The sequence below is a fragment of the Lentzea sp. NPDC042327 genome (genome assembly GCF_040647275.1).
Lineage (GTDB): Bacteria > Actinomycetota > Actinomycetes > Mycobacteriales > Pseudonocardiaceae > Lentzea.
The window spans coordinates 71,734-84,182 of the sequence record NZ_JBEZBX010000024.1; the positions used below are offsets into that span (position 1 = coordinate 71,734).

Consider the following 12,449-nt stretch of genomic DNA (forward strand, 5'->3'; position numbering starts at 1 on the left):
ATGACTCCCCAGGACGACGCCCACCTCGCGCTGGTCAACGGCGCCAGCGGCAAGGCCCTGACGGCCGATGGCCCGCGGATCCGCCAGACCTGGCCCGACAACACCGCACCGGCGCAGCGGTGGAGGCTGCGCCGCACGGCGGAAAGCCGTCACACCGTCGTGGTGGAGAACACCGCGAGCGGGCTGGTGTTGTCCGTGGCCGGCGCCGCCGGGCACAACGGCGCCGAGGTGGTGCTGGAGGAACGACGGGAGAACGGTCAGCACCAGCTGTGGCGGCTGGTGCCGCTGCGCTCGGGCTGCCACGCCCTGGCGAACCTGGCCAGCGGCAAGTACCTGGACCTGTGGGACGCCGACTCCGGTCACGAGCCCCGGCTGGCCCAGTTCGACTTCTGGCACGGACCACAGCAACGCTGGTGCCTGCGCCCGGTCGCACACCGCCGCAACAGCCGGGCCGTGGTCACCCTGGTCCGCGACGAACCTGACTTCTTCCCGATCTGGCTCGACTACTACTCCCGGTTCTTCGCACCGCAGGACATCCACGTGCTGGAACACCAGCCCGCACCCGGCCTGCCGCCCGACGACCGGTTCACGCGCATCCCGATCCACCACGACGAGTTCAGCAGCGACTGGCACCGCGACATCGTCCAGCAACACCAGCACGACCTCGTCGACCGCTACGACGTCGTGCTCAGCACCGACGTCGACGAGATCGTCACCCCCGACCCGCGCTACGGCGACCTGAGCCGCTACATCGACCAGTTCGACCAGGACTTCGTCAACTGCACCGGCTGGGAGGTCCTGCACCAGCAGGACAGCGAAGCACCCTTCGACGCCGGACGCGGTGTGCTGGAGCAGCGCTCGACCTGGTTCTCCAACCCCCTGTACTCCAAGCCCCTGCTGGCGCGGATACCGATGACCTGGCTGGGCGGCTTCCACGAACGCGCCGACCAGGCCACCAACCCCGACCCGAACCTGTACCTGATCCACCTGCACCGCATGGACTACCAGCTCTGCCTCCGCCGTCACCAGCTGCGCACCACCCACAGGACCGCGCAGGACGACATCGACAACCACCGCGGCTACCAGAACCGCATCGTCGAGCCCGACCAGTTCCACCGCTGGTTCTACCGGGACAGGGTCTGCGGCGAGCCGATCCACCCCGAACCCATACCCGAGCACTGGCGCGGCACCGTGTGACCGCGCCGGCACGGGCAGTGACCCGACCCGACCCGATCGGGGCTATCCGGCTGTGCCCGACTTTCCGATGTTCTGAGCGAGCTCAAGTACCCACCACACCAGTCCGGAGGATGCAGTGCCTCTCACCGACCTGCTCAAAGCCAAGATCGACCACGGCTTCGCCCAGCTGGACGTGGACGGCGACGGTCTGTTGACCGAGCAGGACCACGTCCTGATGGGCCGCCGCACCGCCGAGTCCCTGGGCCACGCGTCCGGCTCGGCGGAGGAGCAGCGCATCGTGGACGCCTACCTGGGCATTTGGCGCGAGCTGCACGCACCCCACATCCCCGGCGGCGGCCAGGCCATCAGCCGCGAGCAGTTCCTCGCCTCCACCGGCAGTCTCGCCGATGACCCGCAGGCCGCCTCCGCGACCGTGGGAGCGCTTGCCAAGGCGTTCCTGGCGATCGCCGACACCGACGCGGACGGCAACGTCAGCCCGGAAGAGTTCCGGAAGTTCCAGCACGGGCACTTCCCGGACCTGACCGACGAGGAGTCGGCGCAGGCGTTCCACCACCTCGACCTCGACAGCGACGGGGTGCTGACGGCGGAGGAGTTCGTCCGGGCGTGCGTGGACTACTGGACCAGCACGGACCCCGACTCGCCCGGGAACTGGTGGGCGGGCCGCGCCCTGGGCTGAGGATTCGCGACGAGTGAGGTCGACGGGCAGGTCCTCCGTCATCCCGGAAGATTTTCTCCGACGGGATGTCGACACAGCGCGCACGGCTCCGACGTCCCAGGCGAGGATGGGGCCGACCGGCTGCGTCCACGACGAAGACCAAGGGGCCGATGGTGAAGTACGTGATCATGATCCACTCCAACCCGCAGCCGTGGGGGCACCCGACCTCCGACCACCTGCCCGAGTACCGGGTCATGCCGGACGAGCAGCGGGAACGGATGAACGCCGACTTCGCGGCCATGCTCGCGGACCTGCAGGAGAGGGGCGAGCTGCTGGGCGGTGAGGCGCTGGGAGCGCCCGAGTCGTCACGGCTCTACCGCTGGAGCGACGGCAAGCCCCTGGTCACCGACGGCCCGTACTCGGAGGCCAAGGAGCACCTGGCCGGGTTCTTCCTCGTCGACGTGGAGAGCCAGGAGCGCGCGGAGGAGATCGCGGCGCGGTTCAGCGGTCCTGGTGAGACCGTCGAGCTGCGTCCCGCGATGGGGCCAGGGGGTTCCGACCAGTGACCGCACAGGTGGTCGAGGACGTGTGGCGGCAGGAGTCCGCGCACGTCCTCGCCGCCCTGCTGCACCGGTACGGCGACCTGGGCGACTGCGAGGACGCGGCGCAGGAGGCAGCCGAGGCGGCGGCGCGGCAGTGGGACCGGGACGGCGTGCCCGGCAACCCCCGCGGCTGGCTCATCAGGGTCGCGTCCCGGCGGCTGATCGACCGGATGCGCACCGACGACGCGCGGACAGCGCGGGAGAACGCCCTCAGCGCCGCACTTCCCGCCGACGCCCGCCTCTCCCCCGCCGCCGACCGGTCACCGCGCGAGGAAGCCGACGACACCTTGCGGTTGTTGCTGCTGTGCTGTCACCCGGGTCTGAGCCGGTCCTCGCAGGTCGCGTTGACGTTGCACGCCGTCGGCGGGCTGAGCACGGCGCAGATCGCCGCCGCGTACCTGGTTCCCGAGCGCACGATGACGCAACGCCTCACCAGGGCGCGCTCCACGTTGCGGGCGGCAGGTGCGGTGTTCCGGCTCCCGGTCCCGGCCGACCTGCCCGCGCGCGTCGCCGCCGTGCTCGACGTCTGCCACCTGATGTTCACCGAAGGGCACACGCGTTCCACCGGTGACGCACTGGTCGACTCGCCGCTGGCCGAGGAAGCCATCCGCCTCACCCGGCAGCTGCACGCGGTCGTACCCGACCACGACGAGGTCGCCGGCGCACTGGCGTTGATGCTCCTGACGCATGCCCGCGCGGCTGCCAGGACCGAGAACGGGAACCTCGTGCCGCTCGCGGAGCAGGACCGGTCCCGGTGGGACCACGAGCGGATCGCCGAAGGCGTGCGAATCCTGGAACGGGTGCTGCCGCGCGGGCACGTCGGCAGGTTCCAGCTGCAGGCCGCGATCGCCGCCGTCCACGCGGAGGCCGAGAGCTGGGAGGACACCGACTGGCGGCAGATCACCCTGCTCTACGCCATGCTGGCGCAGGTGGCGCCCAGTCCGGCCGTGACGCTCAACCAGGCGGTCGCGGTCGGGATGGCGTTCGGCCCCGAGGACGGCTTGGCCCTCCTCGGTCCGTTGCTCGACGATCCCGTGACGAGGCGGCACCACCGCACTCACGCCGTACGCGCGCACTTGGTGGAGATGACCGGCGACCTGCCCGGTGCGCTCGACAGCTACCGCCAGGCGGCCCGTCTCACGGCGAGCCAACCCGAGCAGCGCTACCTCAACGCGCGGATCGGCCGTCTCGACGCGAAGTGAAGCCGGACGTCCACAAGGGAAAATGACACACGGCAGCCACCCGGCACAGCACTAGCGGGGCTTCAGGCCGGCGAGCACGACGGTGACCACGCTGTCGGCCTCGGCACGCCAATGAGGACGGTCGTGCGCCGCGGTGATGCCGTGCAACGCCATCATGACGGCGCTGGGCTCGACGTCGTCCCGCACGGTGCCCTCCGCCACCCCGGCCCGCACGAGCTCGACGACGGCCTGTTCCAGCGCGAGGCCACCTTCCGCCAGTGCGCCGGAACGGGTGGCCATGAGCGTGGCCAGCGTGCGGGCCAGGCCCCGGTGGGCGTCCACGTACTCGACCATGCCGCGCAGGAACGCCGCCAGCGCGTCCGCCGCGGGGAGCTGGGCCCGCAGGTCGCGGACGCGGTCGCAGAGCGCGGCGACTTCGCCGCGGTAGACGGCCTCGGCCAGTGCCTCCCTGGTCGGGAAGTGGCGGTACAGCGTGCCGGTGCCGACGCCGGCGAGGCGGGCGAAGTCGTCGAAGCGCAGGTCGAAGAAGCTGCCGTCGGCGAAGAGCTCCCTGGCCTTGGCGACCAGGGCGTCCCGGTTGCGCCGGGCGTCGGCGCGCAGCGGCTTGGCGGTGTTCACGCGGTGCCTCTCGTTGACAAGTGGAGACCGTCTCCACATCTTCGAAGTGGAGATAGTCTCCGTTTTATCGTACTCCACGGGGTGTGCAGTGAAGATCCTCATGTTCGGTCGTGGCGCGATCAGCACCGGCTGCGGCTGGGCGCTGGAGCAGGCGGGCCACGACGTGGAGTTCTACGTGCGGCCGGGGCGCGCGGCGCCGTACGGGGACGCGGTGCGGCTGGAGCTCGTCGACGCGCGGCGGCGGCCGTGGGGGCGGCGGGTCGAGCAGCGGTGGCCGGTGCGCCTGCGGGAGGAGCTGGCGGCCGATCACGACTACGACCTCGTCGTGCTGAGCGTGCCCCACCACCGGCTGGCGGAGGCCGCCGAGTTCCTGGCGCCACGTGTCGGCGGCGCGACCGTGCTGGTGCTCGGCAACGTCTGGGAGGAACCGGAGGAGGCGGTCGAGCCGCTTCCCCTCGACCGGCTCGCGTGGGGCTTTCCCGGCTTCGGCGGCGCGTTCGGCGCGGACGGCGTGCTGCGCGGGGTGCTCCTGCCGCCGGTCGTCTTCGGCACGGTCGGTGCGCCGCCCACCGAGCGTGAACTGGTTGTGCGCCAGGTGTTCCGCGCGGCCGGGTTCCGCCCGCGGGAACGGCAGGACCTCCGCGGCTGGCTGTGGTTGCACTTCGCGGTGGACGCCGGTCTGCACGCGCAGGCGCTGCGCAGGGGTGCGCTCGCCGACCTGGTCGGCGTGCCGGGTGCCTTCCGCGAGGCGCTGCGCACCGGTCGCGAGCTGCTGCCGGTGCTGGAGGCGCGCGGGATCGACCTGCGCCGGCACCGGGCCGCCGTGCTGGGGCTCCGCGCGCCCGCCTGGCTGACGGGAAGCGTCCTCGCGTGGCTGGTCGCCCACTTCCCGCCGGCCCGTGCCAGCTTCCGGACCCACTGGGACGCGAGCGCCGCCGAGCCGCGGGAGATCGTCCGCGACGCCGTGGCGGAGGCCCGGCGGTGGGGTGTCGCGGTGCCCCGGCTGGAGGCGGCCCTGCTCGGAACTTCGTGAGCCCGCACGGGCCGTGCCCGCCCTGACCAGCGCACGAGCCGACTCGTGTACACAGGAGGGTGGTTGCCGGAACAAGTTCCACCGCGAGCGGTCGGCACGGACCCGGCCGCCGAGCGCGCACAGCACCTGCGAGAACAGGAGGTGTCCCGGTGGAACTCCCCGAGAAGGAGAGGCTCCAGCTCAAGGAGATCGAGAGGCAGCTCGCCGAGGAGGACCCGCGGTTCGCCGCCAGGCTGACCCGCAAGCCCCCGCCGCACCAGCGGCTGTCCCGCAAGGCGATGTTCGCCGTCCTGCTCGTGCTGGCCGACGTCGTGGGCCTGGCGGTGCTGGTGGGTGGTGTCACGCTCGGGTCGGTCGTGCTCATCGTGCTCGGCGTCGCCGTTCTCGCCGTCTTCCCCGTGCTGGTCGTCGTCCGCGCCTGGCAGGGCACGCGCGGGAAGCGGTGACCCCGCCCGCACCGCAGTCCGGTAGCCGCTGACGCCCCACAGGAGCCGACAACTTCCATGATCATCCGACCGGGACACCCGTGCTGGGTGGAGCTGGCCACGACCGACACCGAGCGCAGCACGGCCTTCTACGGGTCCGTGTTCGGCTGGCGGTACCACTGGATCAAGGACGGCGCGGGCGAGGACTACGCGATCGCCCTCCTGGACGGCGAACCGGTGGGCGGCGTCCGGCCGCTGGAGCGCGCGACGCTGGACTGGACGCCCTACCTGGCCGTCGCGGACCTGGCCGCTGCGGGCGAACGGGTGCGGCGGCTCGGTGGCACGGCACTGGAGACCCGGCAGCACGTCCTGCCCGGTCTCGTGGCCAAGGTCCTGGCCGACGACCCGAGCGGGGCGACGGTGGGGCTCGCCCAGCCCGTCGCCGACGGCTGGGGGTTCACCGCAGGGGTGCCGGGAGCGCTCGTGTGGCTGGAGTTCGTCACGCGCGCGCCCCGCCAGGCCGATCCGTTCTACGGCGCGCTCTTCGACTTCCGGCAGCGGCAGGTCGGGGACGGCACAGCCGTCGACCACGTCGTGTACTCCACCGGCGGGGACACGGTGATCGGCCGGGTGCGGATGGCGCCGGACACCCCGGCGACCGTGCCGCCGCGGTGGATCGCGCACTTCGCCGTGCCGCCCGGTCTGGACTTCGCCGAGACGCTGCACCGGGCCCGCACGGCCGGGGCGCGGCTGCGGTTCCAGCCCTACCCCTCGCCGCTGGGTCAGGTCGCGGTGCTGGCCGACCCGCTCGGCACCCGCTTCGCGATCATCGACCCGGAGCTGGCCTCGGACTGGGACGACCACTCACCGGCCGACGACCCCTACGACGACTGACCGTCCGAGCACGGGCCGCAGGTGTCGACCGGGCAGATCACCGACCCGGACGTGTCACTTCTTCACCTGAACGGCTGAACGCACAGGTCAACGCAGCGAGAACGCGACTCGGTCACCACTACAGTCGTGTGGTCCCCTACTTCTTGATTCACCCTCACGGCCTAGGCGGAACCACACTGAACGGCCTACCGACGCGTGCGCTCGGCGAGCTCACGTGACGTCGATGCACACCACCGCCGCCATCTGCCGGGTCCTGGCCGCCGATGCGACCCCGGTGTTCCGCGAAGGCCTGCGCACGGTCGTGCAGCGCACGATCGGCCTGGAGTGGGCCGGCGGCACGGACCACCCCGACGTCATCCGCGACAGCGTGCGCACCACGCTCCCGCACGTGGTCCTGCTGGACAGCGCGATCGACCCGCAGGGGCGGCTGACCGAGGAACTCGTCACGACCAACCCGAGGCTGCGGGTGGCGGTCCTGCTCCGCGAACGCGACCACACCCCCGCCTCCGTGCGCATCGCCAGGGCGGCCGGGGCGCACTGCCTGCTCAGCAGGGAGACCGACGCGTCGAGGATGGTCCGCGCGATCCTCCAGCCGGCGCCGGCCGGCCACTACATCGACCCCGGGCTGCTGCTGGCCCTCAACGCGCCGGGCCCGCACCCGTCCGGCAGCGGGCACGACGTGCTCACCTCACGGCAGTGCCAGACCCTCGCACTGGTCGCCGAGGGAAAGGTGGACGAGGACATCGCCCACGTCCTGGACATCGCCGTGACCACGGTGCGCACCCACGTCCGGGAGATCCGGCGGCGGCTCGGCGCCCACGACCGCGCCCACGCGGTCGCACTGGCCTACCACGTGGGCATCCTGCCGCTGCAACCGTCGCTCAGGACCTCCGTCCGGCGGCCTCGATCGCGGTGAGCACGGCGTCGAGGTCGGCCCGGGTGGTGCGCGGGTTGATCGTGCACAGCCGCACCGCGAGCCGGCCGTCCACAGTGGTCGTCGTGACGAACGCGCTGCCGGACTCGTTGACGGCGGCGCAGATCGCCGCCTGGAGCTCGTCGGAACCGCCGCGGTGGCGCAGGCAGACGATCCCCAGGCTCGGGCCCGCCACCAGTTCGAGGTCCCTGCTGGCGGTGACGCGGCGGGCGACGTGCTCGGCCTGGTCGAGGCCGTGGTCGACGGCGGCGCGGAAGGCGGCCACGCCGAAACCCTTGAGGGACAACCACAGCTTCAGCGCGCGGGCGGCGGTGGTGAACTGCACGCCGTGGTCGGACAGGTTCGTCTCGGCGGCTGCGGGCCGGGAGACGCTGAGGTAGTCGGCACCGGCGCGGTAGCGGTCGACGGTGAACGCCCTGCGCAGCACCTCGGGGTCGCGCACCAGCACGCAGCCGATCTCGTAGGGCTGGAACAGCCACTTGTGCGGGTCGACCACGACCGAGTCGGCCTCGTCCAGGCCGCGCAGGGCGGCGCGGCCGCGGTCGGTCAGTGCCGCGGCGGCACCGTGGGCGCCGTCCACGTGCAGCCACAGGTCTTCCGCCCGGCACAGCGCGGCGAGCTCGGGCAGCGGGTCGATCGCGCCGGTCGCGGTCGTGCCCGCCGTCGCCAGCACCAGGAACGGGCGCAGTCCGGCGGCGCGGTCGGCGTGGACCGCGTGCCGCACGGGCTCCGCGCGCAGCGCCGGCAGCAGCCGCACCTGGTCCCGCCGCAGCCCGAGGACGTGGCAGGCGCGCAGCACGGCGGGGTGGGTCTGGTCCGAGCAGTAGAGGACGCCGCCCGTCGCGTTCGTGCCGAGGCGGTCGTCGCGCGCGGCGGCGATCGCCGTCAGGTTGGCGAGCGCACCACCGGGGGTGAACACGCCGCCCGCGCCCTCCGGCAGTCCGAGCAGGCTCGCGAGCCACCGTGCGGTCACCAGCTCGACGGCCGCGGGTCCGGCGCCGACCGGCCACGCACCGGGCGAGGTGTTGAAGCCGGAGGCGAGCAGGTCGCCGAGCACGCTGAGGAAGTTGCCGGCGCTGGGGATGAACGCCAGGCAGCCGGGGTGCCCGAGCCGCAGCGAACGCGGCAGGACCTCGTGGGCGAGGAACTCGACGAGCAGGCCGGGGTCGGACGGGTGCTCGGGCACGGGGTCGTCCAGCACGTGCCGCAGCTCGTGCGGTGTCGCCGGTGTTCTGACCGGCTGGGCGCGCAGGCCGGTCAGGTGGTCGACGACGAGGTCGACCACCCGGTGCCCGAGCTCGCGCATGCGTTCCGGTGGCAGGTCGAGCCAGCCCTCCTCGTCAGCCATCGTCGACCACCACCGCGCTGCGCACGGCCCTGACCCAGTCCCGCGCCTCGGTCGTGAGCTCCGGAGCCGGCCGCACGGCGGCTGCCGGTCCGCGCCACTGCAGCAGGACGAGCTCCTCCCCCGGCCGGACCCGGTCACCGGGACGGGCGTGCGGCCACAGCAGCGCCTCGCCGGGCCGCAGGCCGACGAGGTCGCCGTCGCCCTGGTGGTGCGGCACGCCGCCGTCGAGCCGGTGCACCCCCGCCTCGACCCCCTCCCGCAGCACACCGCTGCGGTCGGCGGTGACGACGAGCTGGCTGAGCTCCAGGTGCGGCACCTGCACCTCCTCGACGGGCAGTGACGGCGCCACCGCGGCGAGCACGTGCGTGCCGAGGGTGGGCAGCAGTCCCGCGGCGCGTTCCTGGGCCTGCACCAGCGACACGACCGTCTGGAACCTCGGGTTGATCTCGATGGCCAGCACGGCCGCAGCGGGTGTGACGAGCAGGTCGAGCCCGAACGCGCCGAGGAACCCCAGCCCGCCGAGCTGGTCGCCCACCAGTGCGCCCACCTCGCGGCACCGCGCCGCGGCACCGGGTGGGAGGTCGTCGTCGGCGATCAGCTGGTTGCCGCAGTGCGCGCCCCAGTACGGCGTCAGCTCGGGGATGCCCACCAGCTGGTGGGACAACGCGGACACCACCGTGCCGTGCCGCGTCACGCATCCGCTCACCGTCACCGGGACTCCGTCGACGTGGGCCGACACCCGCAGCGCCTCACCGGCCCACTCGCGCAGCACGTCGGCGCGCTGCCGCGGTGTGGTGACCAGGCGCGTGCCCTTGCCGGTGAGGTTGTTCGCCCGGCGCTGCACGACGAGCGGACCCGTTGCGGCGTCGGGGATCTCGCCCTCGACGACCCACGTGCGCGGTGTGTCCGCACCGGCCGCCGCGAACAGCTCCAGCGAGGTGATCTTGTCGGCCGCGGTGGCCACGGCGGCCGGGTCGGCGGCCAGCAGCCGCAGGCCCGCCGCAGCCGCCCAGGCGTGTGCGCCGATCCCGTCCTCGGGTGCGAAGCTCACCGCGAGCCCGTGCGGTTCAGCCGGTCGCGCGGGCGGCGGGAGGTCCGCCTCGCGCCGGTGGTCCCGGTGGGCGATGCGCAGCCACGGGATCACGGGCGCGGCCACCGCGCCGAGGAACGGCGACCGGTCGTGCCACGTCAGGTGCGGCGCGTGCGCCCGCAACAGCCGCACGCCCTCGTCGAGGGGCACGCCACTGATGGTCGGCACGGCGTGCTCAGAGGACGGTGAAGGTGCCGGCCGACGACTGCCGGGTGATGCCTTCCGCGGTGAGGCACCGCGCGAGATCGATCGCGGGGGCCACCTGCACGGCCTGGGCTGACCGCCCGGCGAACACGCCGCCGGTGATCGTGCCGGTCTTGGTGACCACGTCGGCGCCGGGGGCGGACGTGACGGTCACGGTGTAGGTGAACGTGCTGGTCCGCCCGTCCGCCCACCTGATCACGCGGCTCTCCTGCACGGCGGCGAGCGGTTCCAGGCACCCGGCGGTGCGGTCCACGGTGAACTCGCTGGTGCCGCCCGTGACCACACCGGTGCACGAGGTGTACTCGTCCCGCACCGACGTGCGCAGCGGTCGCGGCACCAGCACGACACCGGGCGAGTACGTCCAGGTCGACGTCGTCGTGCACGCCACGACGGGCGTGTCCGCGACCGCGGCCGCACCGGGAACGGCGGGCACGAGCGCCGCGACGACGACGCCGAGGGCGCGGCAGGACTTGGCGAGGTGGCTCATTCGGTCACGCATCCTGATCTCGAAGCACCGGGGGGTGAGCGGATCGTATTGATCACGAGTCGATCCGGGTGATCACCGGATCGGGTACACCGTGCGACACTGCGGTCCCCCTACGAGAGGTGCGCAGATGGTTCCCGAAGACCTCGTCGTGTGGCGCCGCCGGCAGGACGCGGGTCAGCCCAACCCCTGGTCGGAGGGCCTGCGGCTGCTCGCGGACGACGAGCGGCCCGCGGCGCTGGACACCGGTTACCTGACCGCCGCGGACCTCGCGAACCCCGACGTCGCCGCCAACACCAGGGCGATCGAGGAGACGGCCGCGCTGGTCACCTGGGTCGCCGAGGACGAGGACGAGGGCAGGGCGTTCGGCTACTGGCGCGGACCGGGCCACCTCCCGCTCACCGCGGCGCCCGTCGTCGTCCTCGACAACGAGGGCCAGTTCGAGCTCCTCCGCGGCAGCAGCCTCAGCGAGGCCCTCAGCGACGAGTACGGCCAGTGGGCCGACGACGGCTACGCCGGTGTGGTCGCGCGGTGCCGGGCGGAGGGCGTCCCGATCAGCGCCGACGACCCCGACGACCTGCCGGAGCCGGCCGTGTCGCCGACCCCGGACGAGCACCACGGCGCCCGGTACCGCGCGCTGCTCGCCGAAGGCGCGGCTGGATGACCGGTGTCACCGCCGGGCAGCTGGTGGCCGCGGTCGAGCAGATGACCGGGCTGCCGTGGCCGGACGACGGGCGGCTCGACTGGGAGGTCGACGGGCTCGCCGGGCACACGGACGTCCACCGGCACGTGCTGCCCCTTGCGGCCGTGCCGTCGTCCTTCCTCGACCTGGCCGACCGGAGCTGGGGCACGCGCCACCGCGCCGGTGCGAGCCGCTTCATCGACTCCGAGGTGGTGTGGTGGCGGTCCGGGGACGACGCCGTCGCCCTGGTCGGCACCCCCGCCGCCGTGGTGGTGCTGCCGGCGCGGTGGCTGGCAGAGCCACCCGCCGGAGGTGGCGTGTCGCCGGTCGTCGCGGACTTCCTCTCCGGTGACGGCGAACGCGTCCTGTCCTCGGTGTGGGCGGTCTTCGGGACCCGTGACCCCGAGGTCCTGGCCCCGCTGGTCCCCGCGCTGCGCGCCGTCGAGGAGGCGACCGCGGACGTCGAGCTCGGCGGCCTGCTCGTGTCCAACCACTCCAACCTGGAGCACGCGCTCGACCGGGTCCGGCTCTTCGCCGCCGGGACGTGCCTGTGCGCGGCGTACCCCGCGCACCAGTTCTACGACCCGGCGAAGGAGAGCGGGCGCCGGCACGTCCGGGTCGTGCGGACGGTTCCCAATGACCGGCAGTGGGTGCCCGACCGCGTCTGCGAGTGCCTCGACTGCGGCCGGCGGTTCCAGGTCGAGCAGGGCGAGTACCACTACCCCTGGTGGAAGTGGACCCCGGTCGCCGGGTGACCGGGCAGACACGAACCGCTCCCGTGCCCCGCTCCGAACACCAGGTGGAGCGTGCGGCCGAAGCTGAGAGCCGCGGTCTGCGATGAGCGGCTGTTCTCAGCGGCGACCGCCTGCTGCGGACCCACCGTTGAGCGTTCGGCGGGGTGCCCGCTTACGGTGGGTCGAGGAACGAGAGGTCCAACGCCCGCAGCGTCGTCGTGGCTGCTGCGGGTTCGGCGTTCTGGGAGCGTGAGTCATGAGTGCCATCACCACGCCGACGAAGCCGGCCAACGCGGCCGCGCGCGTCGCAGGGGCGGCGGCCAACGCTGCCGATGAGCGGTTCCACG

Annotated in this window: 14 protein-coding genes; 10 read left to right on the plus strand and 4 right to left on the minus strand. The window is 73.0% G+C overall.

All coding sequences use genetic code 11. The features are described from left to right. The 4 genes from AB0A63_RS37685 to AB0A63_RS37700 all read left to right on the plus strand — a co-directional run bounded on the left by AB0A63_RS37685 (nt 1) and on the right by AB0A63_RS37700 (nt 3,656). Nucleotides 1–1,197, plus strand: a complete 1,197-nt coding sequence (locus AB0A63_RS37685) for an RICIN domain-containing protein (RefSeq protein WP_360400542.1) — start codon at nt 1–3, stop codon at nt 1,195–1,197. A 115-nt stretch (nt 1,198–1,312) separates the two neighbouring features. Further along, nucleotides 1,313–1,873 carry an EF-hand domain-containing protein gene (locus AB0A63_RS37690; protein WP_360400545.1) on the plus strand — a complete coding sequence of 187 codons (561 nt, stop codon included), beginning with the start codon at nt 1,313–1,315 and terminating at the stop codon, nt 1,871–1,873. Nucleotides 1,874–2,022: 149 nt separating this feature from the next. Then, nucleotides 2,023–2,418, plus strand: coding sequence for a YciI family protein (locus tag AB0A63_RS37695; protein WP_360400548.1), 396 nt, complete (start codon nt 2,023–2,025; stop codon nt 2,416–2,418). Further along, complete coding sequence (locus AB0A63_RS37700) at nt 2,415–3,656, plus strand: sigma-70 family RNA polymerase sigma factor (protein ID WP_360400551.1); 1,242 nt, start codon at nt 2,415–2,417, stop codon at nt 3,654–3,656. Before AB0A63_RS37695 ends, AB0A63_RS37700 begins: the two co-directional genes overlap by 4 nt. Before the next feature lie 51 nt (nt 3,657–3,707). Here AB0A63_RS37700 and AB0A63_RS37705 read toward each other — a convergent pair whose 3' ends face one another. Further along, complete coding sequence (locus AB0A63_RS37705) at nt 3,708–4,274, minus strand: TetR/AcrR family transcriptional regulator (protein ID WP_360400554.1); 567 nt, start codon at nt 4,272–4,274, stop codon at nt 3,708–3,710. Nucleotides 4,275–4,362: 88 nt separating this feature from the next. Between AB0A63_RS37705 and AB0A63_RS37710 the strand changes: the two genes are divergently transcribed. The 4 genes from AB0A63_RS37710 to AB0A63_RS37725 all read left to right on the plus strand — a co-directional run bounded on the left by AB0A63_RS37710 (nt 4,363) and on the right by AB0A63_RS37725 (nt 7,542). Beyond that, entirely contained in the window at nt 4,363–5,307 is a 945-nt protein-coding gene (locus AB0A63_RS37710) for a 2-dehydropantoate 2-reductase N-terminal domain-containing protein (protein ID WP_360400557.1), read from the plus strand. Between the two features lie 149 nt (nt 5,308–5,456). Then, a complete protein-coding gene (locus AB0A63_RS37715) occupies nt 5,457–5,753 on the plus strand; it encodes a DUF3040 domain-containing protein (RefSeq protein WP_360400560.1) in 297 nt (98 codons plus the stop codon). A gap of 57 nt (nt 5,754–5,810) precedes the next feature. Further along, nucleotides 5,811–6,626, plus strand: a complete 816-nt coding sequence (locus tag AB0A63_RS37720; protein ID WP_360400563.1) for a VOC family protein — start codon at nt 5,811–5,813, stop codon at nt 6,624–6,626. A gap of 223 nt (nt 6,627–6,849) precedes the next feature. Continuing rightward, nucleotides 6,850–7,542: a response regulator transcription factor gene (locus AB0A63_RS37725; protein WP_360400585.1), complete on the plus strand. Its 693-nt coding sequence runs from the start codon at nt 6,850–6,852 to the stop codon at nt 7,540–7,542. Here the strand turns inward: AB0A63_RS37725 and AB0A63_RS37730 are convergent. The 3 genes from AB0A63_RS37730 to AB0A63_RS37740 are packed head-to-tail and all read right to left on the minus strand — an operon-like array spanning nt 7,508 to nt 10,701. Then, nucleotides 7,508–8,908: a pyridoxal-dependent decarboxylase gene (locus tag AB0A63_RS37730; protein ID WP_360400566.1), complete on the minus strand. Its 1,401-nt coding sequence runs from the start codon at nt 8,906–8,908 to the stop codon at nt 7,508–7,510. The genes AB0A63_RS37725 and AB0A63_RS37730 overlap by 35 nt on opposite strands. Next, a complete protein-coding gene (locus AB0A63_RS37735; protein WP_360400569.1) occupies nt 8,901–10,148 on the minus strand; it encodes an ATP-grasp domain-containing protein in 1,248 nt (415 codons plus the stop codon). Before AB0A63_RS37735 ends, AB0A63_RS37730 begins: the two co-directional genes overlap by 8 nt. Before the next feature lie 25 nt (nt 10,149–10,173). After that, nucleotides 10,174–10,701, minus strand: a complete 528-nt coding sequence (locus AB0A63_RS37740) for a hypothetical protein (RefSeq protein ID WP_360400572.1) — start codon at nt 10,699–10,701, stop codon at nt 10,174–10,176. 115 nt (nt 10,702–10,816) lie between these two features. Here AB0A63_RS37740 and AB0A63_RS37745 point away from each other — a divergent pair, with 115 nt between their 5' ends. Both AB0A63_RS37745 and AB0A63_RS37750 read left to right on the plus strand, forming a co-directional pair. Continuing rightward, entirely contained in the window at nt 10,817–11,350 is a 534-nt protein-coding gene (locus AB0A63_RS37745; RefSeq protein ID WP_360400579.1) for a hypothetical protein, read from the plus strand. Further along, entirely contained in the window at nt 11,347–12,123 is a 777-nt protein-coding gene (locus AB0A63_RS37750; protein ID WP_360400582.1) for a hypothetical protein, read from the plus strand. The genes AB0A63_RS37745 and AB0A63_RS37750 overlap by 4 nt, the downstream gene beginning before the upstream one ends. Nucleotides 12,124–12,449 lie beyond the last annotated feature (326 nt).